Consider the following 23,844-nt stretch of genomic DNA (forward strand, 5'->3'; position numbering starts at 1 on the left):
TAGCACGTGGAGGACGGAGCGATTCGGCGAGAACTGCGGCCATAGCGTGCACGAGTCACTCGGGTATCGACCCCGACTCCGCGACCAGCCGGTCCAAACGAATGCCTAGTGGCACCTCGAAACAACCGATCTTCGTTAGGGTCACGCCCCGTCTCTTGACTGCCTCGGCAACCAGGGCAGTCGCGACCTGATACTCCCCATCGAGGGGGCGACGCCACCGGCAATCCGCTCGCTGGGCGGCTGTGTTGGATTGCCTCGCAACGATGTTCGACGACCATGGCTGCTGACTCGACCGCGTCAAGCTTTCGGGTGAACTGCTCGAATTCCGGCTAAAACTACGTAATCTGCTCGCCGGACGAGCGGGAAACCTCATCTGAATGCCATGTCCGATTCCTGCCGGACATCGGAGAACCCTCTGCGTTGAATAGCTTGCATGAGCGAAACCAACACCCCCACAACCACAACGGCACTGGTAACCGGTGCGAGCCGGGGCATCGGCCGTGCGATCGCCGAACGATTGGCGCGAGACGGTGTACTGGTAGCAGTACATTTCGGTCACAACGATGCCGCGGCCAAAGACGTCGTAGCCGGGATCGAAGCCGAAGGTGGCCGGGCTTTCGCGGTTCGCGGTGACCTCGGCTCCACCGACTTCGCCACGCTCCTCGATGACGTGGACGCGGGGTTCGCCGGACTCGGCGCTCCGGCCGGTCTGGATATCCTGGTCAACAATGCCGGCATGACCGTCATGAAGGGCGTCGACACCATGGCGCCCGGGGAATTCGACACTCTCTTCGCCACCAACGTCCGCGCCCCGTTCTTTCTGGTGCAGGGCGTCCTCGACCGGATTCGTGACGGCGGCCGCGTCGTGAATCTGTCTTCGGCCGTTACCCGGTTGGCGATTCCCGACATCCTGGCCTACACCATGACCAAAGGCGCTATCGACAGCTTCACCCGTGTCTTGGCCCAGGCTCTCGGCCCGCGCGGCATCACTGTCAACGCTGTCGCTCCCGGGTATGTACTCACGGATATGAACGCCTGGCTCATCGACAACCCTGATGGTCAGCGTGAAGCCTCGTCCAATGTCGCGCTCGGTCGCGTCGGGCGCCCTGCCGATATTGCCGACATCGTGTCTTACCTCGTCAGTGACGACGCTCGGTGGATCACCGGTCAAACCATCGACGCCAGCGGCGGTACCGCTCTCTGACCGGCAGGACCGTCGCAGCCGCCCGGCGGTGAACTGCTTCGTAAGCGACAATGCCGTCGCATAGGAAAGCAGACGAAGGAGACACAGATGGCACCGTCGACCTGGATGCAAGCGGTGAGTGACGAGGAGATCCGCGCACTCCGGCGGGCACCGGCCGGAATCCACGAACTCGACAAGCCGAACTTCTACCTCACCCACTTCGGCGGTGCGCTCAACTATTTCCTCACCGGCCAGACGTGGCCGGGACCCGAACATCACGAACTGTGGCCGGTGATCGGCGGCACCGACAGCACCCCGTGCGCGACCCTGGAGAACGGCTCATTCTCGGTGATATGGCCGCCGCGGGTAGTCGAACTCGCCACACTGCTGGGCGGGCTCGATGTGACAGCTGTCGGCATCGCCGTCGGGCGAGCTGATTTCGCGGACCTCGTCGACGAGCACGAGCTCTATGAACTCGAACTGATCACCCCCGAGGAAGGTCCGGAGACCATCCGCACAGAACTCGAACGACTGATCGACTTCTACTCCGCGGCAGTGGATTCCGGGCTCGGGATCGTGATGTACGACAGCTGAGAACAGCAGGAGACGACCCTGGGGTGCGCAGCCATCGGCATGTACGTCCACGCTGGATCGTCGAGCTCCTGGGTCATGCGCTCCAACGGATCGGCTCGCCGAGCGCGTCGGCAAGGATGTTGGGGTTGTGCTGGAACAGCGGGCCAAGGCCGAGGCTGGTCAGCACGCGCGCGATCTGACCGCTGTCCCAGCGGGCTGGTTCGGCGTGGTCCAAATGCAGGTAGTAGCGCCACACGTCGTAGTCCTCGATCACTATGTCGATCATCGGTGGGGTGTGGGCGCAGTCCAGGCGTGGAATCTGTTGTCTCGGAAGCAACATCACCAGTGCCATCCCGTGGATGATGTGCTGTTCGCCGGTCACCTCGGTGATCCAGTTCTTGGTGGCCAGGCTCGCCGCGCGGGCCTGCTCGACCGGGTTATGGGTGGTGTCGTTGCCGTACATGTCGGCGACACTGCCGTCGTCCATGAGCCATGGCCCGTTCGGTGGCACGACCAGCACTCCGTCCTGGCGTCGGCGAAAGCCCTTGATCTCGGTGGCGATACAACGTTGCGGTGTCCAGACCAGGGCGTCGACCTGACGGAAGCGGCGGCCGCGGCCGGGGACCTCGACGTTGAGTACCGCGACACCGGGCTGTTGCGGGCTGGCCTGGACCCAGTTGGCGAAACGCAGCTCGGCATTGGACAGATCCCGGCGCTGATTGTTGACCAGAAGCAGCATGCCCGCACCCCTCTTCGGTCCCCGCCGACGAGCCACTCCCGCCCAGCGATGCGAGACCTGTCGCACCAACAGTATCCACTGAGACCGACTGTGCTGGTGGAGATTTCGGCCACGGTGACCCTGCACGGGTCGCGTGTCCGCCTGACGCGACGCCCGGGTGGCGCGGCACGCCCGGTCGCTTCGTCCTCCTCGGGCAGGGACCGCGAGGTGCTCACGCGGCGTGATGAATCGGGTTCCTCGGTCGCTCGACTCTTCGGGGCTTCCCGGTCGACGGCGTCCAACAGGGCGAAATGACCTGATAGTGGCCATTTCTGGTGAAGACGGGTTCAGACCGTGAGCGCGAGGTGGTCGTCGGTGGTCTGCGCACGCAGCTCACCCAGCAGTCTGGTGAGTTTGCGAGACACGCTCATCTGGGAAACGCCGAGGCGCTCGGCGATCTCACCTTGGGTGAGTGTGTCGTAGAACCGCCAGATCAGCAGCTGCTGATCCTCCGGCGACAACTGTGCCAACAAGGGCGCGACCGTGATCGTGTCCTCGGCCATCTGGAAGCGCGGGTCTTCGTCGCCGAAGGTATCGGCGATGGTCATGCTGGGGTCGCCGTCGGTCTCCCGGGCTGGGGTGTCGAGGCTGCGCGTCTGGAACGCGTTGGCCGCCACCAGGGTGCGGGCGATATCGGTGACCGGAACGTCGAGTTCGGTCGCGAGTTCTTGGGCGGTGGGGGAGCGGTGGAGTCGACGGGTCAGCTCGTCGGTCGTCGCCCTGACTTTGCCCTGGAGTTCCTTTTCGCGACGCGGCACGTGCAGGGGCCAGATGTGGTCGCGGAAGTGTCTGCGTACTTCACCCATCGCGGTGGGGACCGCGAAACCCAGGAACGGTGATCCGGTGCGCACGTCGTAGCGGTCGACGGCCATGACCACGCCCAGGCGCGCGGTCTGGAGCAGGTCGTCGAACACTTCGCCGCGGCCGGCGTATTTGCGGGCGATATTCCCGGCCAGGGGCAGGCAGATCTCGATGATCTGATCGCGCAGGGCAGCGTGTTCGGGGCTGCGCGGGTCGGTCAGCGCCAGGTGCACGAACAGGGGTTCGGCGTTTTCGTAGGTGGCGGCGGTGGTGGGCATGCGGATCAGCTCCTGGCGTTCGTAGTGCTCAACGGGAGGTGACTGAGAGGCCGTTGAGGCCCAGCATTTTGGAGGAACATCGTCATCGCCACGCCGAGGCTGACGGCACCGAAGGAGGCGACGTGCGGCGAGGCGGTCAGACCCGACACAAAGAACACGCAGGTCGCCAACACGATGGTGGTGCTGGTCAGATCCACGCGCGACGTACTCGGTGCCCGATTACGTGTGTTGGTCATGAGCGCAGGGTTGACCGTCGCGGACGCGAATAAACCGGAACTAGTCAATGATGTTGGTTTGGTGATATTTCCGGACTTCGGGATTGAAACACCCGCTGCGGGGGAAAGAGCCGGTTCAGTGGGGCCGTGGCGAATGTGCTCCTCACGGAGTGAGCGGTCCACCGGCGGCGCGCCAGTCGATCAGGCCGCGGCTCATATTGACCGCTTCGAAGCCGTTCTCGACCAAGAGGTTCGCCGCGCCCGCGGAGCGAAGGCCGCCGGTGCAGAAGGTAATGAGCAGACGGTCCTCGGGAAGTTCCATGCAGCGCGCGAGAAGCATTTCGAGCGGCATGTGCACAGCACCCGGGATGTGCACTCGATTCCACTCGAACTCACGGCGGACGTCCACGATGACCGCGCCCTGCGCGACAAGGCGCACCGCCTCGGTGGCGCTGATGGCTGGGGGTCGGCGTAGGTAATGACGCAAGCTCACGCGCGGCGCTCCGCTCCTCGTACGAGACGGAGGGCTCCCGGCGTACTGCGCAGGTGACACAACGGCAGAGGATCCATAACCTTCAGTGTAACTGAAGGTTGGCGAACGGGGTGAAGGCACTCGCCCTGCGAGATCGGTCATGTCAGAGTGATGCGAGCAGGTCCCGCGTGTAGGCGTCGAGTTCGCGAGCGGCGGCCGCGTCGAATCCCCGGTCCGCGACGCTGATACGCCTGCCCTCGATGAAGGCGCTGAGCGGCTCGGCGGGCGGGGTGTCGATCAGTTCGACGATCGGATCCGCTGCTGCCGCAATCGGTTTGGCGTTGCGGCGCATGTTCTCCACCATGGCGGCGGTGATCGGATCATAGGCGCCGGTCTGCGCGGTGGCGGTGACGCCGGGATGTACCAGGATGTAGCGTGTGCGTCCCTGCGGATACTGCTCGGCGAACGCGACGCCGAGCAGGTCGTTGAGCTTGCCTCCCTGGCCCAGTGCGGCGCCGCCGCTGTAGTGCCGAGTTGATTGCAGGTCGTCGAAGTCGGCTGCCGCCAGTGATGCTCCCGGCCCGGCGACATTCACGATCGCGGGGTGGGGTGCTCGCTCGAGCGCGCCGCGGAGCCCGTGACCGAACAGGTAGCGGCTCAGATAGAAGTGGGCGAAGGTCGCCTCGAGCCCGTCGACGGTGCGGGTGCGAAACGAACGGTAGAAGCGGGCGCAGAACACGAGTGTGTCGATGACCGGATGGGTCGCGCGGATTTGTTCGATCGCGGCCCGGTTGGCGGCCACCGAGTCCAGATCGGCCTGCAGGAATGTGCCGAGTTCGCCGGCTTTCTCCTCGAAGGCGCGGCCCTTGTCCGGATCCCGGCCGATCACTACGACCCGGTCGCCGCGGCCGAGATATTCCTCGGCGAGGTAGCGGCCGATGCCGTCGGTGCCGCCGGTGATGACGATGGTGCTCATTCAGGCCTCCTGGCTGACCGCAGCCGGTGATGTCGTCGGATTGTCGGTGTGCCGACTGGTGCGGAAGGCGTGCCCCCGCGACGCCGTCGTCGCCAGCAGCGAGGCCGCCGCACACGGTGCGGTCGCCCATAGCAGTGCCGCGGTTGACGTCGTGCCCCCTACGGCGAGCAGGATACCGGTGCTCAGGGCGATGAAAATGGTCGCCGAAAGTCGTTGCGTCAGTTGCAGGAACGAGGCGGCCACACCGTGCAGTGAACGCGGCGCGAACGACAGTGTCACTGTTCGCAATGGCGGCTCGACCACGCCGGACGAGACGCCCGCGGCGAACTGGAGTACCGACAGGATCGCGAACAGAGCCCAGCCGTTCCAGCACAGCGCGGCCACACCGCTGCCCGCCAGCACTGCCGTCTGGACGACCAGTCCGTGGGTGACCAGCGCCGGTCCGCTCCGCGCGAACAACCTCTCGCTCCACCGCGCGGCCACCATCCGGGCTACGGCGGCCGGGATCAGCGCCGCAGCGACCGCAAGCGCCGGGATCGAGTACACCTGTAGGAAGTACACGGTCGTCACTGTGCCGAAGGCGAGCACGGAACCGAACCACAAGAGCGCCACTATATTTCCCGTCACGTACCCTCGCGAGCCGATCAGCGCGGGCGCGAACAGCGGCGTCTTCCCACGGCGGGCATAGCCGCGTTCCCAGCGGACGAGCGCAACGACGAGCAGCGCGCAGAGGGCGCCGATGGCCATGAGCGTCCGCCCGGGCAGGCCGGGGTCGATGGCGGGGATCGTCACCAAGACCACGAGTGCGCCGAGGAAAGCGATCCCGGGCAGATCCAGGTCGATCCTGCGGTGCAGCCGTGGCGTTCGAGGTATGCCCCAGAGGCCGAGAACGATGGCACCGAGCGTGAAAGGTGTCTGTAGCAGCAGGATCACCCGCCAGGCGAAATCGGCGGGCAGCAGCCACAACGCGATACCTGCGATCATCGGACCCGCGACGGCGGCGAAGGCACCGGCGATGGTGTATCCGACCAGCGCCCGAAGCCGTTCGGGACCCTGGAACGTGTCCTGGATGACACCGAGTACCTGTGCGCTGAGGATGCCCGCACCGAAACCTTGGATCAGGCGACCGCCGATCAGCAGCGATGCGTCGTGTGCCAGGGCCGCGGCCACCGCGCCGATCAGGAACACGGTCAGTCCCGAGACGAACAGGACGCGTCGGCCGTAAGCGTCGCCGAGCCGGCCTGCCGGAGCCAGCCCGAGGCCGAAAGTCAGCGACAGAGCGGCGAGGAACCACTGGATGTCGTCGTCGGCGAGATGCAGCGCGGATCGCACCGCGGGCGCGGTGAAAGCGACGACCGCGGCGTCGAACAGTGTCGCGAATCCGGCGCCGTAGCAGCACCACAGCGTCGCCCGCGTGGCGGACTTCGCCGGGAGCGCGTCACGGGTCGTCGCGGGTACTGCCACATCGCTACTCACCCGGCTACCGCGCACCACGATTCATAGGAGGATTCTGTGTCGGTGGGCTCGCGAGCACACCCCTTGAGATCCCCTTGCGCGCAAAAGGCGTGCCCGGGCAGTGGTGTTGAGGGGGCTCCTGTTCACCGAGATCGAAGGACTGCCAGAACACCTTCCGGATCGTCGACAACTACTCGACCGGCGGTTCCGAGCCGCAGAATGTGGACTGCCTACCTGGTGGCTGTTCGGCGTCGAAAGTGCCGGGGGCGGCGAGAATTCGTTGTATTCCGGTCAGGGCCGCGCCGAGTACAGGACCGCCACGTCCCAGTGCGGACGCCGTGATGGCCTCGGTGTCGAAGGGCCGCACGGTGAGCCGGGACCGTATCTGGTTGCGGATGTGGGGCAGCAGCCACGGTGCCAATTCGGCGTAGGCACCGCCGAGGACGACCGCCGCGGGGTCGACGAGGCTGATCGCGGTGACCAGTGCGATGCCGAGGGCGTCACCGGCGCGCCGGATCGCCTGCAAGGTCACGGTGTCGCCCGCGGCGGCGCGTTCGGTGAGAAGGGTGATCGGATCGGCATCGAGCGCTCGTTCGGTCAATTCGGCCGCGCGCAGGACGGCGTCCTGGCTGGCGTACTGCTCGAGGCAGCCGTGGGCACCGCAGGTGCACGGTGGTCCTTCGGGGTGGATGGGAACGTGGCCGAGTTCGCCCGCGTAACCGCGGGATCCGGTGTGCAGGTGTCCGTCGACGACCAGTGCCGCACCGATACCCATCTCGGCCGAGACGTGCAGGAAGTCTGTTGCGGCGTGTCCGGTCCAGAGTTCGGCCATGGCGCCGAGATTGGCTTCGTTGTCCACCTTGGCCGGCGCGGTTCCGGGCCACAACTGTGTTGTCGGCACGTTGTGCCAGCCGAGGTTGGGAGCGTGGACCACCGTTCCCGATCGGTCGGCGAGAAGTCCGGGTACCGCCAGGACGGGTGGGAGCGGCCGCAGATCGAGGGTGGCGGCCTCAGCACAGGCCTCGTCGGTCAGTCGCGCGAGCGCGGTGAGGGTAGAGGTGGGCTCGCGCCGCGCGTTGGCGACCTCGACCCGGCGCGAAACACGAATATCCCCGCGCAGGTCGACCACGCAGACGGCGAGGTGGCCGACACCGACTTCGATGCCGAGTCCGGCCGGTCCACGGTCGTTCATGGCCAGTATCCGGCCGGGGCGTCCGGCCCGGCCGCTGGTGGTGGCCGGGCCTTCTCGCACGAGACCGGTCGTGATCAGTTCGTCGACGAGGCTCGAGACCGCGGCCCTGGTCAGCCCGCTCCGTGCGGCGACGGTGGCACGCGAGATCGGCGTGTGCGTGGCGACCAGGCGCAGGACCAGTGCCAGGTTCTGCCGTCGCATCCCGAGCTGCGAGGCCGGTACGGGTGTTGTGTCGCTCATTCCGACATTTTCCCGGTGGCGTCGCGCACCTGGTATCGGTCGGGGGCCGGCAGGGCCCCGGACGCGCGCAGGGTCGCGGCCAGCCGCTCGACGGTGGCCGTGTCACGGGGTATCGGGTCGAGGGTCGTGCCGTGGCGGGTCCGCCACCGGCGGGCGACGGCGTCCGCGCGTTCGCCGGTCAGCAGGCTCGCTGCCTGGGCGGCCGCGCCCAGGGCGACCAGTTCCGCGGTGGCGGGCAGTAACAGCGGCCGTCCGGACAGGCGCCGCACCGTGTTCTGCCACGCGATACCTTGCGCGCCGCCGCCGATCACCAGCAGTGGCGTGCTCGGAGTTATGGTGTCGCCGTCGCAGGCCAGTACCCGGTCGAGTGCGGTCAATAGGGAGAAGACCGCGCCGTCGTAGGTGGCTTGGAGCAGTTGGCCCGCGGTGGTGTCGTGGCGCAGCCCGTGGATCGAGCCCGTGGCGGTCGGAAGGTTCGGGGTGCGTTCCCCGTCGAAGTACGGCAGCACGGTGACCGAACCGCCGAATTCGACATCCTCGCGGCCGCGGCCGAGGAGCCCGGCGACGTGGTCGACAGCGCGGGTGCAGTTGAGTGTGCAGGCCAGCGGCAACCAGCTGTCGGTGGCATCGGCGAATCCGGCGATGACGCCGGTCGGGTCGTTCGGGCGGGTTCGGGCCACGGTGTAGGCGGTGCCCGAAGTGCCCAGGCTCAGGACGGGTACGCCGGGTTCGAGCCCGAGTCCGAGCGCCGCGGCCATATTGTCTCCGGTTCCGGCCGCGACCGGGATTCCCGCACGTGTGGGACCGCCGGATCTGGTGACACCGGCGGGAGAACCGGGCGATAGGACGGTCGGCAGTGCGGCCGGGTCTAGTGCGATGTGGTCGAGTATCTCGTGGTCGTAGCCGTCGGCGTTCCACCAGCCGGTGCCCGACGCGTCGCCGCGGTCGGTGACCGCCGCGCCGGTGAGCCGCTCGGTCAGATAGTCGTGGGGCAGTCGCACGGCCACCGTGCGATCGGCGTTGCGGGGTTCGGCGGCCCGCAGCCAGGCCCACTTGGTGGCCGTGAACGACGCGGTCGGTACCGAACCGATCCGAGCGGCCAGCCGTTCGGCACCGAACCTGTCGATCATCGCCCGGGCCTGTGGTGCGGAACGGACATCGTTCCAGAGCACTGCCGGACGCACCGGGTTGCCCGCGGAGTCCAGGGTGACCAGCCCGTGCTGTTGAGCCGCGACGGCCACCGCGTGGGCACGGTCGGCGTAACCGGTGGCCGCGACCGCCTCGCAGTAGGCGTCCCACCAGCGGTCCGGGTCCGATTCGCGGGCGGCGCCGGTGTTGACGGTGTGCGCGGCTCGGCCTGCGCCGAGAATCCGTCCGGTGTCGATATCGACGGCCAATGCCTTGGTTGCCTGCGTCGAACTGTCGACGCCGATCACGATGCGGGGATGTGCCATGTCGTCGTTCGCTCCTGACCGATCGGGTGGTTCACACGGTCCGCTCATCTGGCGAGCGACAAGGTTGCCGTCGAGGCATGGGGATCGCCGCAGTACGCCGCGGCCTCGATGGCGAACTCCGCTGTCGGCATCACCATGGCGGTTCCGTTCCATCGCTGTAATGGTCTTGTCGTGCAATCGATCTCGAGCGTGAGGATCCGGCCGGGGTCCAGCTGAACGGTTCGGAATCCGACCAGTTCCCGGACCGCGAGTGAGTCGGTGGCGCGGACCGCGTAGATCTGGACGACATGACGGCCCGGTCGGTCACCGGTATTGGCCACGGTGACGCGGGCGCCGAAACGATCGCCGTGCACCGGTCCGATCTCGAGGTCATCGAACGCGAATGTCGTATAGCCGAGACCGAAACCGAGCGGGTAGGCCGGCTCGATCCCGTCGCGATCGAGTGTGCGCTGACCCCACCACCGACCGTATTCGATGACGCGTGCCGCCCAATCCGGGGCGGGAAGATCTGCCTGCCGACGTGGAATGACGACGGGCAACCTGCCGCCCGGTTCGCTGTCACCGAGCAGTATGTCGGCGATGGCGTGACCGCCTTCCATGCCCGGATACCACGCGAGGAGTACCGCCGCGACGTCGCTGTCCCAGGGGTCGAGGACGACAGTGCCGCCGCCGACGACCACGACGATCGTGCGGTCGTTGACCGCCCGCACGTCCTCGATGAGCCGGATATCGTCCGGATGCAGTCGCAGATCACGGCGGTCACCGCCCATTTTCGCGCGCCCGAGCAGCCTGCTCGCCAGCTTGCTGAGTACCCCGGCCACCGGTCGCCAGCGGGTGATACCGCCGAACAACCGGACGGCGTCGGCGTCCATGGCCACCAGCGCCTCACCCTCGTCCTCGGCGCCGAGACCGACGACCACGACGGCGGCGCTCGCCGACTGCGCCGCCGCGACCGCCGCGGTGTGTTCACCGGCATGCACGACCCGGTCGCCCAGCCGCGCTCGCATCCCCTCGAGGACGCTGGTCGTCACGGGGGGATGAACCTTGGACGAACCGTTGTCACCGAGATTGGTTGTCGCGGCGCGTCTGCCGAGTACCGCGACCCGGTCCACCGCATCACCGCTCAACGGCAGCGCGGGCGCACCCGCGACGTGTTCGTTGCGGAGCAGGACCGATCCGCGGCGTGCGGCCTCTCGCGCGAGGGCGCGATGCTCGGCACCGGCGACCACAGCGAGGTCGGGTGTCGGTTCGGCCCGTAGTGCGAGCGCGACCTGTGCCGTGATCAATCGGATACCGGCCTGCTCGACATCGGCCGTCCGGAGTCGGCCCTGTCGCAGCGCTCGCGGCAGCGCGGCGGCCCGCTGTTGACGGAACGGCATCTCGAGATCCTGTCCGGCGGCTACCGATCCGATCGGATCTCGTAGCCCCCAGACGAAGTCGGTCATCACGAAACCGGTGAAACCCCAGTCCTCGCGCAGGATTTCGGTGAGCAGATGCCGGTTCTGGCCGGCCCACTCGCCGTTGACCGAGTTGTAGGCGCTCATCACCGCGTCCGCGCCCGCCTCGATCACGGTGCGGAAGTGGGGGAGGTAGACCTCTCTCATGACATCGTCGGCGACCCGGACGTCGACCTGGAAGCGAGCCTCTTCCATGGAGTTGAGCGCGAAATGCTTGACGCAGGTCAGCACCCACGGCCGTGCCCCTCGAACCAGCGCCGCGCCCATGGCGCCCAACAGGATCGGGTCCTCGCCGTAGGATTCCTGGGATCGTCCCCATCCCGGCGCGGGCGCGAGGTTGACGCAGACGCCGGCGAAGAGGTTGGCGCCCTGGGCGCGTGCCTCGGCGCCGATCGCCGCGCCGATCCTGCCTTCCAGATCCACATCCCAGGACGCGGCTCGGGAGATGGCGGCCGGGAACGCGGTCGAGGACCCCATCACGACCCCGCGGGGGCCGTCACTGAACCGAATGCCGGGAATGCCGAGCCGATCGATCCGCCCGGCCTCGTACGGAATCCTGTTGTATCCCTTGGCCGCCGAAAGAAATCCCCGCGACATCGACAGATCCCCGTCGAGCAGGAACAACTTCTCGGCCTCGGACAGGCGGGCGAGTAGGGCGGCGGCGGCCTCGCGCGCGCCGAGTTCTCCGGCGGCCACTGTGTCGACGGCGTCGGCGAAGGCGGTGCCGGGTTCGTACACGGCGTCTGTCATCGGTTTCTCCTGCGCCGTCAGCGGGTGCCGAGCAGATGCTCGAGGGCCAATTGGTCGAGCCGTTCGAAGGCCATGCCCCGCTCACCCGCGGCCTCGACATCGAAATCCTCGAAACTCGAACGATCCGCGAGCAATGCGGCCAAGCCGTCAGCCGCGGTCGGTTTCGCGAGCTCGTCGAGCCGGGAGTCACGCAGCGCTTGTCGCACCTGCTCGTCGGCGCGGAACGCGCGAGCACGCTCGGCGAGGATCAGGTAGTTGCGCATGCAGGCCGCTGCCGCCTCCCACACGCCCGCCGCGTTCTCGGTGCGCGCGGGCTTGAAGTCGAAGTGGCGCGGCCCCTGATAGCCGCCGTGTTCGAGTACGTCCACGAGCCAGAACGCCTGGCGCAGGTCCCCGCCGCCGAAGCGCAGGTCCTGGTCGAATCGCGGTCCGTTCTGACCGTTGAGATCGATGTGGAACAGTTTGTCGTGCCACAGCGCCTGGGCGATACCGTGCGCGAAGTTGAGCCCGGCCATCTGTTCGTGACCGACCTCGGGGTTCACCCCGACCAGTTCGGGATACTCCAGCTCGCCGATGAAGGCGAGCGCGTGCCCGATCGTCGGCAGCAGGATGTCCCCGCGCGGCTCGTTCGGTTTCGGTTCGATCGCGAAGCGGATCGGATACCGCTGCTCGGTCACGTACTGTCCGAGCAGGTCGAAAGCCTCCGCGAGGCGATCCAATGCCACGCGAACATCCTTGGCGGCACCGGACTCCGCGCCTTCGCGGCCACCCCAGGCCACATACACCGACGCGCCGAGTTCCACCGCCAGATCGATGTTGCGGATGGTCTTGCGCAGCGCGTATCGGCGCACATCCCGGTCGTTGGCGGTGAAAGCACCGTCCTTGAACACCGGATGCGTGAACAGATTCGTCGTTGCCATCGGCACCTCGAGGGAATGGGCATCCAACGCCGCCCGGAAGCGACTGATCATCGCTGCTCGCTCTGCCTCCGAAGCCCCGAACGGGATCAGGTCATCATCGTGGAAAGTCACCCCGTAGGCGCCGAGTTCGGCAAGCCGCCCCACGACTTCGACCGGATCGAGCGGCGGACGCGTGGCATCTCCGAACGGGTCGCGCCCCTGCCATCCGACCGTCCAGAGGCCGAAGCTGAACTTGTCGGCGGGGGTTGGCGTCAATCGACTCACAGGTTCGCTCCGGACTGTCGGGATAATTTGTAAAGGCGAGAAACAAATATAGGATCGAGTGAGCCGAAATGGCAAGAGGCACTGTGCGGCGGGAACGCGGCGACCACCTTGGCTGCGGCCGGCAGTCCGCCGAGCTGAAGCCGGGCCGGTGAGCCGCGGGCGGCCTTTGCGCACCTTTGCGCAGGTGTGGGATGGTGAGAGCTGAAAGGACGGACGTGACCGCGACGACGCACTCGACCACCGTCGGCCTCGGGCCGCGCGCACTGGCCAACCGGCGACGCATCGTCGCCGTCGCCGGGGTCGAGTTGCTGCGAAATCCCTTTGCGAGCATGGAAGATATCGCCGCCGCCGCCGGGATGGTCCGCCGCACCCTCTATGGTCATTTCCCCACCAGGGAAGCGCTGATCGACGGCATGCTCGACGAGGCCTTCGAACAGGTCGGTCGCGCGCTCGACGGTATCGACACGACGCAACCGCCCGCCCGGGCGACCGCTGATATGACGGTCGCACTGTGGGCTGTCGGCAACGAGTTCCAGCTGCTGCTACGCCTGGACGAAGCCGGTTCGCGGGCCCGGATGACCGACCGGCTCGCGCCCGTCCGCGCCCGGCTGATCACGTTGATAGCGGCCGGTCAGGCCGACGGAACCTTCGCTGTTCACCTTCCACCCGCGGCGATGGCCAGGGTGCTCACGGTGCTGGTGCTCGCGCTGCTGAACGCGCACAGCGATGGTGAATGGGTCGCTGCCGAGGCGGCGCGCGACGCTGCCGTGGCCTGCCTGATCGCGGTCGGCGTCGACCGACCCGGTGCCGCCGAGATCGCCCAGTCCGCCGCCGAGGCCGCGCGGCCCTGATCGCGGGTGTGCTCGTCGGGCGATCGCGCGTCGAAACGGGCTGTCCCCGAATGGTTCCAGGGTGTGCTCTCCGGCACGAACCCGGGTGGCTGTGAGTCCCTTCACGAGTTCTTGCACATTGGTGTGCAATGGACGTAGTTTCACAACTGCGTGCAATTGCACGTAGGTGTGAAAATGTCGAAGGAGCGGGATATGACCAGCCAGGTAGCAACTGCGCGCATGGCGTACGCGACCAAGACCTCCACCGGGGGCGCCCCCGTCGATGCGTCCTCGTGGACGCTGCGCGGAGTGGGCGCGATCCGCGTCCTGTACGGCCTCGTCCTGTTCGCCACGCTGATCCTGGGGGCCGATGTCGGCACCGGAATCGCAGTCCCCGTCTTCGTTGTTGTCGGCTCGGTGTCCATCCTGCTCGGCCTGGCCACCGTCGCGCTGACTCCTCGGCTACTGGTCCGCGACGACACCGTCCTGGCCGCAGTCGGCGTCGACGCGGTACTCGTGGTCCTCGGCGTGGCCGCGCTGATGGTGGGCTGGGATCAGTTCACGGTCGCCGCCGCCGCGGTTGTCCTCGGCGGGGTGGTGATCGCGGCGTTGTCCGCGGCGGTCGTCGCGATCGTCACGGCGATGCGCGAAGCCTGATCCCTGACGCGGTGCGAAGTGCCCGAGCGGCGCCTCCGGAAATTCCGGCGGCGCCGCTCGTGATCGTAGGCGGTGCGTCGGTAGCAAGATGGTCTATGAGCTGGCCGAACACAATATGGCGCAACAACCCGAATATCGTTGCGTGCTCAGTCCTTGTCGATGACGCAGCAGTCGTTGTCGCAGTCAGCGGCACTCGCGGTCGTAATGCGGCCGATCGGCGGTGTAGGGCAGCAGGTGTCGCCCTTCCAGGCGTTGAGTCCTTCCTTCACCGCGATGACCGCGATCACCAGGGCAGCGATCGGGTCGGCCCAGGACCAGCCGAACAGGCTGTTGAGCAGCAGTCCGACCAGCAGCACTGCGGAGAGGTACGTGCACAGCAGCGTCTGCTTGGAATCGGCCACCGCCGAAGCGGATCCGAGTTCACGCCCGGCGCGGCGCTGAGCGAACGACAGGACCGGCATGATCACCAGGCTCGCGGCGGCGAGGGCGATCCCGATCGTCGAGTGCTGGGCTTCTCCGTTGCCGAGCAGGGTCCGGATCGAGTCGGCGCTGACATAGGCGGCGAGGGCGAAGAAGGACAGTGCGATGACCCGCAGTGCGACCTTCTCCCGTTTCTCCGGATCGCGACCGGCGAACTGCCAGGCCACCGCCGCGGCCGAGGACACCTCGATCACCGAATCCAGGCCGAATCCGATCAGCGCGGTCGAGGACACCCGTGCGCCCTCGGCCAACGCGATGATCGCCTCGATCACGTTGTAGGTGATGGTAGCGGCGACGAACCAGCGTATTCGCTGGGACAGTAACGCTTTTCGGGCCGCTTCTGGGCCGCTCGCCATCATCGATGGCATGCCCAGGGTGGCCATCAGCAGCACCCCTCGGCGTCGGCGACCGGGCAGCAAGCCGGGTCGACCGCGAGCACCAGTCCGAGTAGGTCGCCCAGTGCGGCGCCGATGCGGGCATCGGCCAGTTCGTAGCGGGAACGCCGTCCCTCCGGTACCGCTACCACCAGTCCGCAGCCGCGTAGGCACGCCAGGTGGTTGGACAGGATCTGGCGAGAGACGGCGAGTTTGTCGGCCAGGTTCGCCGGATAGGCCGGTCCGTCGCGTAGTTCGAGCAGGATGCCGGTGCGGGTGGTGTCGGACAGGGCGTGCCCGAAACGCGCAAGCGCGTCGGTATGCAGGGCGGTCTCCATGGGCAAACGGTACATCAAAATCTGTATTCAGTGAATATTGGATTGTCGAGCGTTGGATCGAGATGGTCACCGGACCGTTCGAGGACAAGCGAATTCGCGGGCCGTCGATCAGAGTTCAGACCTCGATGTGGGAGCCCATGATGACCGTCCTGTCACGGGGCAGTGCGAAGTAGTCGGCGGCGTCGGCGGTGATGTAGGAGGTGGCGATGAACAGTCGTTTGCGCCACGTCGCCATGGTCGGCTGGTCACCGCGGCGGAGTTCGATCTTGGAGACGAAATAGGAGGCGCGGTCGAGATCCAGCCTGCCCTCGGTCGCCGAGGCATCGAGATACCGCAACGCCGCGGGGATATCGGGGCGTTCGGCGTAACCGTAGCGGGCGGTGACATGGATGATGCCGTCGTCGCCGTGCCCGAGGTGGTCGACGGTGAGCCGCTCCGCGAACGGGACACGGGGAACCGGGTCGGTGGCGATGCTCACGATCGCGACGTGCTCGTGTCGGACGTGGTTGTTCTCGACATTGGCGCGCATGGCCAGCGGGGTGGTCTGCTTGCCCCGATTGAGGAAGATGGCCGTGCCGGAAACCGTGAAGGTGCTCGGTCGCCCCGCGCGAAGTTCGTCGACGAATTCCTGCAGCGAACCCTCACGTCGTTCGCGTGCCGCGGTGACGATGTCGCGGCCGCGTCCCCAGGTGGTCATGACCGTGAACGCGATGACGCCGATGAGCAGCGGTAGCCACGCGCCGTGCACGATCTTGGTGAGGTTCGCCCCGAGGAACAACAGATCGATACCGAGCAGCGGCACCGCGCCGAGCGCGAGCAGCCAGATCGGGGTACCCCAGCGGGCGCGGGCGACATAGAAGAACAGCAGTGTGGTGATGGTGATGGTGCCGGTGACCGCCATCCCGAACGCGTAGGCGAGGGCGTGCGAGCTGCGGAACGCGAAGACCAAGGTCAGCACCGAGACCATGAGCAGCCAGTTGATCCACGGGACGTAGATCTGGCCGATGGTGGAATCGGAGGTGTGCACGATCCGCAGTCGCGGCAGGTAGCCGAGTTGAGCGGCTTGGGACGCGACGGAGAACGCGCCGGTGATCACGGCCTGAGCGGCGATGACCGTCGCCGCGGTGGCCAGCAGCACCATCGGGAGCCGACCCCAGCCGGGCACGAGCAGGAAGAACGGGCTGGTGATGTTGGCCGGGTCGGACAGGATCAGCGCACCCTGACCCATATAGCTGAGCATGCATGCCGGGAACACCAGAAACAGCCAGCCCCGGGCGATCGGGCGTCGCCCGAAGTGACCCATGTCAGCGTAGAGGGCTTCGGCGCCGGTCACCGCCAGGACCACCGCGGCGAGCGCGAAGAACGCGATCCCGAAGTGGCCGAACAGAAATCCCAACGCGTAGGTCGGTGAGATCGCCTTCAGGATTTCCGGATTGTCGCTGATGCCCGCGATCCCGGCCACCCCGATCGCGGTGAACCACGCGATCATCACCGGCCCGAATACCCGTCCGACCACCGCGGTTCCCTTGCGCTGCACCAGGAAAAGGATCACGATGATCACCGCGGTGATCGGGATGATGAATTCCTCGAACGACGGTTCGACGATCTTCAATCCCTCGACAGCCGACAGGACCGAGATCGCCGGGGTGATCATCGAGTCGCCGAAGAACAACGAAGCACCGAAGATCCCCAGCGCGGCAAGGAAAGCCGCGGTCCGCTTGCCGCCCGGCGCACTCCAGCGCCGCAGCAGCGTGATGAGCGCCATGATGCCGCCCTCGCCGTCGTTGTCGGCGCGCATCGCCAGCGTCACATAGGTGATCGTCACGATCACCGTCACCGACCAGAAGATCAGTGAGACGATCCCGAACACGTTGTCCTGGTTCACCGGCACCGGGTGCGGATCGGCGGGGTTGAACACCGTTTGCAGGGTATAGATCGGGCTGGTGCCGATGTCGCCGAATACCACGCCCAGTGCCGCGACGATCGCGGCAAGGCGCACGACCTCGCGACCTGTCCCACGCTCGGTCGGAGTCGAAGGGGCGTGAGTGGGTGTGTCGGTCACAGGCTGTCCTTTCTGACGAGCACCCGACAGGCGGCGCTGCCGTGACGATATCGCCCGTGACCGAAATCGGATCGTCCGACAAGTGATGTATTCGAGATCTTTGCGGATCGACCTCACAGTCGGCGATGTGCGTCCGGCTGCTGAAACGCGCTGATGATGGTGTCGACCTCGGCGGCGAGTTTCGGGGCCAGCGGTTCGTTGCCGAACCCGGTGGCTGCCCAGCATCGAACGCCATCGGCGACCAGCATCTGGGCCAGTCGCGCCACCCGGACGACATCGACATGCGCCGCGAGCTTCCCGTCCCGCTGTGCTTGCCGGAAGGGATCCAGGAACAGATAGGCGATGTCCGCGTCGGTGCCGCCGCCGGCGAGCGTGCGCTGTTCGAGACGATACGTTTCCAGCACCGTCTCGAAGATGAGTTCCGGCGGAAAGTGCCGGGCCCGTTGCTCGAGGGCGTCGATGACGAGGGTGATCACATCGAGCAGCTCATAGGGCTTGGAGACGACCTTCTCGGCAGCTGCGTGCGCGTCCCGCATGGTCAGGATCTCGACTTCGAGCAGCACGTCTTCCCGGCGTGCGAAGTACACGTAGAAGAGGGCTTTGGACACCCCTGCGGCCTTGCAGATGTCGGTGACGGTGGTGTCCGCGAATCCCTTGGTGCGCCACAGCGCCATGGCCGCCCGCATGATGGCCTCGCGGCTGGCGTGGGAACGAGCCCGCACCGGAACAGCTCGCCGATTCTGACGCTTGTCAACTTTCTCTTCGCTGGAATCAACTGTCATAGCTGGACATTCTAGCGGAACCAATTATTGACTACCGTCAGAAAAGTTGCGATCCTCGGGAAGTCGCCGAGGGAAGGGAAGTCGACATGCAACGCTCGATCGAGAACGACGAGGGGGAGATCAGCTCGAATCTGCGTGCACAGCAGACGATCCTGTGGTCCACCCCCGTGGTCGCTCTGGTGCTGGCCGTGCTGTTCGTGGCGTTTCCGGGCTTCCTCCCACCGATGTCGCCGAACATGAGCCCCGAGCAGGTAGCGGCCTTCTACCGTGACAACACCGCGCTGACCCGGTTCAGCATGGTGGGGTTCAATCTGTGCGGGATCATGATCGTGCCGTTCTTCGTGCTGATCATGGCCCAGATGACCCGCATGCGCGGACAGAGCCGGATCTTCGCGTTCTCCTATCTATCCGGGGTCGTGGCCGGGGCGACGTTGTTCGCGGTGTCGAACATCCTCTTCGCCGTCGCGGCGTTCCGGCCCGAACGCGAGCCCGAACTGGTGCAGGTGCTCAACGACCTGGCCTGGATCCTGTTCATCGCGCCGATCGGCATGCTGGTCGCCCAGTTCGTCCTGCTGGCGGCGGCGGTCTGGTTCGATGATCGCGAACGGCCGGTGTTTCCGCGCTGGGTGGCGCCGTACGCGTTGGCGACCGCGGTGGCCATGGCGCCGTCGGCCGGAGCGGCGGTCTTTCGGGACGGGCCACTCGCGTGGGATGGGTTCGTCTCGTTCTGGTTGCGCAACAGCGTCTTCGCGCTGTTCGTCGGTGTGATGTTCTTCGTGGTGCGCGCGGCGCTGCGCGAACAGGCCCGGATCGAAGCGGTGCCGTCATGAGTTCGGCGGTGCTCTCGCAGGACACCGAGGTCGGCGGCAGTCGTGACGTGTGGATCACCTACTGGGCTTTCGCGATCTTCTACGCGGTGCTCTCGATCGGGGTTGTGTTCCTCGGCCGGGCGACACCCCCGCCGCGACCCGATGTGACAGCGACTCAGGCGGCAGCTTGGTTCGAGCAGCATCAGTGGGGGATCCAGTTCGGATTCGGAGTCCTGCTGGTTGTCGCCGGTGGCGCGGCGGTATCCAACGGCATCATCGGTTACTTCATGAAGCGGATGTCCTCGGGCCCCGTGCTGGCCTACGGCTTCATCGCCGCCATGGGCGTGGGCGCGCTGCCCGGATTCCACCTGCTGCTGGTCTGCTGGCTGACTGCCACCTTTCGGCCTGATCGCAGCCCGGAGGTCCAGTACATGCTCTACGACCTGGGCATGCTGTCCTACAACGGTTCGCTGGGTTGCTTCACTGCCGCCTACGCGGTGTTGGCCATCGCGATCTTCTACGACCGCAACCAGATCTTCCCGAAGTGGTTCGCCTACATCTCGATCTGGCAGATCGTCACCGAGGTCATCGCCACGCAGATGTGGGTCTACCGGTCGGGCGCGTTCTCGTGGAACGGCATGATCACCTTCTACATCGCGGTGGTCGTCTTCGGCCTCTGGATCGCGTGTCTGCTGCCGATCATGCGCAACTCCCTGCGAGCTGAAACCAGCACCACCCCAGCCCTTTACAGCGAAGTGGTGTCGCGATGACCGTCTCCGAACGCGAACAACCCGCTGCGGCCGACTCGCCGGGCACCGCCACCGCGCCACGATTGCCCGGCGACATCCACATGTGGGTGATGGTGCTGGGCGACCTGTTCTTCTTCGGTTGCTACTTCGTGACCTATATGGTGTTCCGGGCTCGATCGGCCGAGGAGTTCGCGGCCGGGCAGCAGCACCTCAGCATGGGCATCGGTGTCACGAATACCGTTGTCCTGCTGACCAGTTCGATGTTCATCGCGCTGGCGGTGAACGAGGTTCGCCACGGCTCGGCTGCCGGTGCGTTGCGACTGGTCTCCTCGACCGGGGTCTGCGGTGTGCTGTTCATCGCGCTGAAAGCCTATGAATGGCACCATCTCCTCGACAACGGTCACACCGTGGCCGAGGAGTTCTTCAGCTTCTACTACGTGCTGACCGGGGTGCATGCGGCCCACCTGGCACTCGGGTTGCTGATCCTGGGCATCGTGGTCGGTCACCTGCGGCGGGGCCGCGCGGGTGCGGTGAGTCTGTCCGAACAGGGCGCGCTGTACTGGCACATGATCGATCTGCTGTGGATCGTGATCTTCGCGATCCTGTATTTGATGAGGTGAATTCATGATCACCGTTGACCGATCGCCGTCTCGCAATAAGCGTGTGTTCGTCTACGTCTGGCTCGTGTTGGCCGCGAGCACGATCGTGTCCTGGCAGCTGGTACCAGGCCACACACAGGTGACGACCTCCCTCGGCGACGAGCTGGTCTGCACGATCGTTGTCATCGCGGCGATCAAGTGCCGCTTGATCATCCGTTACTTCATGGAGGTCCGCACCGCGCCGCCATGGCTGCGCGTGGCGACCGATGTCTGGCTGATCGTGCTGTGGGCGAGCCTGCTGGGAATCTATCTCTGGACGTAGTCCGGTCCGGTCTTCGCGTCGGACCGATACGTTGTGGCCGAAATCGAAGACAAGTGAACGCGAAGCCCGCTCTGATGGGAACGGGCCCCGCGTCGGTGGTGGCTATTTCTCGGTGACGATCGAATCGGGCGCGAGCACCGCCTTGGTGTTCTTACCGCGTGCGCGCAAGCGTTTCTCCAGACTGGTCGCCAGGAAGCTCAGAGCCATGTTGAGCGAGATCATGAGTACCGCGACAACGATCAGGGCCGAGATCGTGTTCTGTAGCGCGGCGCCTTCCTGCTGACCGGAGCGCACGAGTTCCACGTAGGTGATCTGGTAGCCGAGCGCGGTGTCCTTGAGCACGACCACCATCTGCGACACGAGCGCGGGCAGCATCACGGTGACGGCCTGGGGGAGCAGGATCAGCCGCATCAGCTGGTTCTTGCGCAACCCGAGTGCCGCCGCCGCCTCGGTCTGTCCCCTGGGCAGTGACTTGATTCCAGCGCGCACGATCTCGGCGATGACCGCTGAGTTGTAGATGATCAGCGCGATCACCACGGCGGCCAGGGCGAGCTGTTCGGACGGGAACAGGTTGTAGTCGCCGAACACCGCGAACAGGAAGATCATCAGAATCAAGACGGGAACCGCCCGGGCCAGCTCGACGACAGTGCCCGCTACCGCGCGCACCGAGCGGTGATCCGACAGGCGGAGCACGCCGAAGATCATGCCGAAGACCACCGATCCGACAATCGAGATCGCCGCCGCCGTCAGCGTGCCCTGCAAACCGGGTAGCAGGTAGGTCTGCCAGACATCGGAGTCGAGGAAAGGCCGCCATTTCGCCGCCGTGAACTGGCCCTTCTCGGCGAACGCCGAGTAGAGCGACCAGCCGGCGGCGAGCAGGACGAGCACAACGGCGACCGAGTACACCCGGTGGCGCAGCCGCGTGCGGGGGCCCGGTGCGTCGAACAGGACCGATGCGGTGCTCATCGAACCACCTCGAATCGGTTGGCCAGCCAGCCGAACAACAGGCCGGTCGGCAGGGTCAGCACAAGGAAGCCGAGGCCGAAGATCGCGCCGACGGCCAGGACGGCTGCCTCGTTCTCGTTCATCGAACTCATCAGCAACGCCGCCTCGCCTACGCCGATAACGGAGGCGACTGTCGAGTTCTTGGTGAGCGCGATCAGCACACTGCCGAGCGGGGCGATAACCGCGCGGAAGGCCTGCGGGAGCACGATCAATCGCAGGTTCTGCGCGAACCCGAAGCCGAGCGAACGACCCGCCTCGGACTGGCCGAGGGCGACGGTGTTGATGCCCGCGCGCAGTGATTCGCAGACGAACGCCGCGGTGTAGACACTCAGGCCGACGATCGCCCAGCGAAAATTGTTCTCGCGCAACGAATCACCGGCCAGTTTCCAGCCGAGCGTGGTGTAGAGGCCCAGTGAGGTGAACACGATGATCAGGGTGAGTGGGGTGTTGCGGAAGACGGCGACGTACGCCGTGCCGACCCAGCGCGCTACCGGAATCGGGGATACGCACATGCCGGCGACGACGGTCCCGATGACGAGAGCGCCGATCGCGGAGAAGACGGTGAGTTGGATGGTTACTCCGAACGCGGTGAGGAATTCGGAGTGATACCTCGAGATCAGGTCGAACACGGACGCGCATCCTCCGGTCGGTACTAGTAGCGGTCGATGGTCGGCGGGGCGGGCACGGCGAAGCCGGTGCCGGCGAAGTTCTTCTCCTGTGCGGCCTTCCACGAACCGTCGTCGATCATCGCCTGGATGGCGTCGTTGACCTTGGTCCGCAGCTCCGAATCGCCCTTCTTCAGGCCGATGCCGTACTTCTCGGTGGTGAAGGGCTTGTTCACCAGCTTGAACGTGCCCGGTGACTGGGCGGCGTAGCCGGCGAGGATGACGTTGTCGGTGGTGACCGCGTCGATCGCGCCGCTGCGCATCGCCTCGATGCACAGCGAGTAGGTGTCGTAGGTCTGCAGCTGTGCCTGGGGGTAGTTCTTCTCGATGTTCTGGGCCGGGGTGGAGCCCTTCACCGAGCAGACCTTCTTGCCCGTGAGGGAGTCGGGTCCGGTGATCGTGGTGTTGTCGGCCTTGACCAGCAGGTCCTGACCGGCCAGGTAGTACGGGCCGGCGAAGTCGACCTTGTCCTTGCGCTTGTCGTTGATCGAGTAGGTGGCCACCACGAGGTCGACCTGGCCGTTCTCGATCAGCGTCTCGCGCTGCGCCGACGGCGATTCCTTGAAGGTGAGGTTCTCCGGCTTCACCCCGAGCTTGTCGGCGACGTACTTCGCGACGTCGACATCGAAGCCGGTGTAAGTGCCGTCGGTGTTGCGCAGGCCGAGGCCGGGTTGGTCGAATTTGATGCCGATGGTGAGTTTGCCGTCCTTGGCATTTTCCAGGGCCGACTTGTTGTCACCGCCGCCGCAGGCCGCGGTGACGGTGGCTGCCAATACCAGTGCCGCTGCGCCGATTCCGACGCGCATCGCACGATTGATTCTCATGGGGTTTCCTCAACTCTTCGGGACGGGGGTATTTCAGTGGGTGAGAATCTTGGCGAGGAAGTCCCTCGCGCGTTCGGATTTCGGTGCGGTGAAGAATGTTTCGGGTGCGGAGTCCTCGACGATCTCACCGTCGGCCATGAACAGCACGCGATCGCCTGCTCGGCGGGCGAAGCCCATCTCGTGGGTGACCACGAGCATGGTCATGCCGTCTTTGGCGAGGGAGACCATCACGTCGAGGACCTCGTTGACCATCTCGGGGTCGAGCGCGGAGGTCGGCTCGTCGAACAACATCACCTTGGGGTCCATCGCCAGCGAGCGGGCGATCGCGACGCGTTGTTGC

General features: G+C 66.1%; 25 protein-coding genes. 8 read left to right on the forward strand and 17 right to left on the reverse strand.

Going from position 1 to position 23,844, the window contains the following annotated elements; genetic code table 11:
- Positions 1-433 precede the first annotated feature (433 nt).
- Both NA12_RS32470 and NA12_RS32475 read left to right on the forward strand, forming a co-directional pair.
- Positions 434-1,204: an SDR family oxidoreductase gene (locus NA12_RS32470; protein ID WP_067460535.1), complete on the forward strand. Its 771-nt coding sequence runs from the start codon at positions 434-436 to the stop codon at positions 1,202-1,204.
- Positions 1,205-1,291: 87 nt separating this feature from the next.
- Positions 1,292-1,777 (forward strand): DUF1877 family protein, encoded by a 486-nt coding sequence (locus tag NA12_RS32475; protein ID WP_067460538.1) that lies wholly within the window; start codon positions 1,292-1,294, stop codon positions 1,775-1,777.
- Positions 1,778-1,850: 73 nt separating this feature from the next.
- On the opposite strand, the gene NA12_RS32480 is transcribed toward NA12_RS32475, so the two are convergent.
- From NA12_RS32480 to xylA, 9 genes are all read right to left on the reverse strand, one after another.
- Complete coding sequence (locus NA12_RS32480) at positions 1,851-2,495, reverse strand: nuclease-related domain-containing protein (RefSeq protein ID WP_067460541.1); 645 nt, start codon at positions 2,493-2,495, stop codon at positions 1,851-1,853.
- 326 nt (positions 2,496-2,821) lie between these two features.
- Positions 2,822-3,613 (reverse strand): SigB/SigF/SigG family RNA polymerase sigma factor, encoded by a 792-nt coding sequence (locus tag NA12_RS32485; protein ID WP_067460544.1) that lies wholly within the window; start codon positions 3,611-3,613, stop codon positions 2,822-2,824.
- A 378-nt stretch (positions 3,614-3,991) separates the two neighbouring features.
- Positions 3,992-4,321 carry a rhodanese-like domain-containing protein gene (locus NA12_RS32495; RefSeq protein WP_067460550.1) on the reverse strand — a complete coding sequence of 110 codons (330 nt, stop codon included), beginning with the start codon at positions 4,319-4,321 and terminating at the stop codon, positions 3,992-3,994.
- A gap of 142 nt (positions 4,322-4,463) precedes the next feature.
- On the reverse strand, positions 4,464-5,276 hold the full coding sequence (locus NA12_RS32500) for an SDR family NAD(P)-dependent oxidoreductase (RefSeq protein ID WP_067460553.1): 813 nt from the start codon (positions 5,274-5,276) through the stop codon (positions 4,464-4,466).
- On the reverse strand, positions 5,277-6,752 hold the full coding sequence (locus tag NA12_RS32505) for an MFS transporter (protein ID WP_165914900.1): 1,476 nt from the start codon (positions 6,750-6,752) through the stop codon (positions 5,277-5,279).
- 169 nt (positions 6,753-6,921) lie between these two features.
- On the reverse strand, positions 6,922-8,163 hold the full coding sequence (locus NA12_RS32510; protein ID WP_067460559.1) for an ROK family transcriptional regulator: 1,242 nt from the start codon (positions 8,161-8,163) through the stop codon (positions 6,922-6,924).
- The gene (xylB, locus tag NA12_RS32515; protein ID WP_067460561.1) at positions 8,160-9,617 is read right to left on the reverse strand and encodes a xylulokinase; all 1,458 of its coding nucleotides are present in this window, start codon (positions 9,615-9,617) and stop codon (positions 8,160-8,162) included. Before xylB ends, NA12_RS32510 begins: the two co-directional genes overlap by 4 nt.
- A gap of 44 nt (positions 9,618-9,661) precedes the next feature.
- Positions 9,662-11,824, reverse strand: coding sequence for a glycoside hydrolase family 3 protein (locus NA12_RS32520; RefSeq protein WP_067460563.1), 2,163 nt, complete (start codon positions 11,822-11,824; stop codon positions 9,662-9,664).
- A gap of 17 nt (positions 11,825-11,841) precedes the next feature.
- Positions 11,842-13,008, reverse strand: coding sequence for a xylose isomerase (gene xylA / locus NA12_RS32525; RefSeq protein WP_174551155.1), 1,167 nt, complete (start codon positions 13,006-13,008; stop codon positions 11,842-11,844).
- A gap of 215 nt (positions 13,009-13,223) precedes the next feature.
- Between xylA and NA12_RS32530 the strand changes: the two genes are divergently transcribed.
- Together NA12_RS32530 and NA12_RS32535 are read left to right on the forward strand one after the other, a co-directional pair.
- Positions 13,224-13,859, forward strand: a complete 636-nt coding sequence (locus tag NA12_RS32530) for a TetR/AcrR family transcriptional regulator (protein ID WP_067460567.1) — start codon at positions 13,224-13,226, stop codon at positions 13,857-13,859.
- A gap of 192 nt (positions 13,860-14,051) precedes the next feature.
- Positions 14,052-14,495 (forward strand): hypothetical protein, encoded by a 444-nt coding sequence (locus tag NA12_RS32535; protein WP_067460569.1) that lies wholly within the window; start codon positions 14,052-14,054, stop codon positions 14,493-14,495.
- Positions 14,496-14,641: 146 nt separating this feature from the next.
- Here NA12_RS32535 and NA12_RS32540 read toward each other — a convergent pair whose 3' ends face one another.
- From NA12_RS32540 to NA12_RS32555, 4 genes are all read right to left on the reverse strand, one after another.
- A complete protein-coding gene (locus tag NA12_RS32540) occupies positions 14,642-15,361 on the reverse strand; it encodes a cation efflux transmembrane domain-containing protein (protein ID WP_067460601.1) in 720 nt (239 codons plus the stop codon).
- The gene (locus NA12_RS32545) at positions 15,358-15,687 is read right to left on the reverse strand and encodes an ArsR/SmtB family transcription factor (RefSeq protein ID WP_067460598.1); all 330 of its coding nucleotides are present in this window, start codon (positions 15,685-15,687) and stop codon (positions 15,358-15,360) included. Before NA12_RS32545 ends, NA12_RS32540 begins: the two co-directional genes overlap by 4 nt.
- A gap of 115 nt (positions 15,688-15,802) precedes the next feature.
- The gene (locus NA12_RS32550) at positions 15,803-17,749 is read right to left on the reverse strand and encodes a potassium transporter Kup (protein WP_067460572.1); all 1,947 of its coding nucleotides are present in this window, start codon (positions 17,747-17,749) and stop codon (positions 15,803-15,805) included.
- A 113-nt stretch (positions 17,750-17,862) separates the two neighbouring features.
- Complete coding sequence (locus NA12_RS32555; RefSeq protein WP_067460575.1) at positions 17,863-18,531, reverse strand: TetR/AcrR family transcriptional regulator; 669 nt, start codon at positions 18,529-18,531, stop codon at positions 17,863-17,865.
- A gap of 86 nt (positions 18,532-18,617) precedes the next feature.
- On the opposite strand from NA12_RS32555, the gene NA12_RS32560 reads away from it, so the two are divergent.
- The 4 genes from NA12_RS32560 to NA12_RS32575 are packed head-to-tail and all read left to right on the forward strand — an operon-like array spanning position 18,618 to position 21,010.
- Positions 18,618-19,361, forward strand: a complete 744-nt coding sequence (locus NA12_RS32560) for a hypothetical protein (protein WP_067460578.1) — start codon at positions 18,618-18,620, stop codon at positions 19,359-19,361.
- The gene (locus NA12_RS32565; protein ID WP_067460581.1) at positions 19,358-20,110 is read left to right on the forward strand and encodes a hypothetical protein; all 753 of its coding nucleotides are present in this window, start codon (positions 19,358-19,360) and stop codon (positions 20,108-20,110) included. The genes NA12_RS32560 and NA12_RS32565 overlap by 4 nt, the downstream gene beginning before the upstream one ends.
- Positions 20,107-20,709: a cytochrome c oxidase subunit 3 gene (locus NA12_RS32570; RefSeq protein WP_067460583.1), complete on the forward strand. Its 603-nt coding sequence runs from the start codon at positions 20,107-20,109 to the stop codon at positions 20,707-20,709. Before NA12_RS32565 ends, NA12_RS32570 begins: the two co-directional genes overlap by 4 nt.
- Before the next feature lie 4 nt (positions 20,710-20,713).
- A complete protein-coding gene (locus NA12_RS32575; RefSeq protein WP_067460586.1) occupies positions 20,714-21,010 on the forward strand; it encodes a cytochrome C oxidase subunit IV family protein in 297 nt (98 codons plus the stop codon).
- A 102-nt stretch (positions 21,011-21,112) separates the two neighbouring features.
- Here NA12_RS32575 and NA12_RS32580 read toward each other — a convergent pair whose 3' ends face one another.
- The 4 genes from NA12_RS32580 to NA12_RS32595 all read right to left on the reverse strand — a co-directional run.
- The gene (locus NA12_RS32580; RefSeq protein WP_067460589.1) at positions 21,113-21,976 is read right to left on the reverse strand and encodes an amino acid ABC transporter permease; all 864 of its coding nucleotides are present in this window, start codon (positions 21,974-21,976) and stop codon (positions 21,113-21,115) included.
- Positions 21,973-22,644 carry an amino acid ABC transporter permease gene (locus NA12_RS32585; protein WP_067460592.1) on the reverse strand — a complete coding sequence of 224 codons (672 nt, stop codon included), beginning with the start codon at positions 22,642-22,644 and terminating at the stop codon, positions 21,973-21,975. Before NA12_RS32585 ends, NA12_RS32580 begins: the two co-directional genes overlap by 4 nt.
- Positions 22,645-22,667: 23 nt before the next feature.
- Positions 22,668-23,504, reverse strand: a complete 837-nt coding sequence (locus NA12_RS32590; protein WP_067460595.1) for a glutamate ABC transporter substrate-binding protein — start codon at positions 23,502-23,504, stop codon at positions 22,668-22,670.
- Positions 23,505-23,537: 33 nt separating this feature from the next.
- The coding region (locus NA12_RS32595; RefSeq protein ID WP_157106430.1) for an AAA family ATPase at positions 23,538-23,844 on the reverse strand (307 nt) is incomplete at its 5' end.

Origin of the sequence: Nocardia alba NBRC 108234 (genome assembly GCF_001612665.1) — a bacterium.
Taxonomy (GTDB): Bacteria; Actinomycetota; Actinomycetes; order Mycobacteriales; family Mycobacteriaceae; genus Nocardia; species Nocardia alba.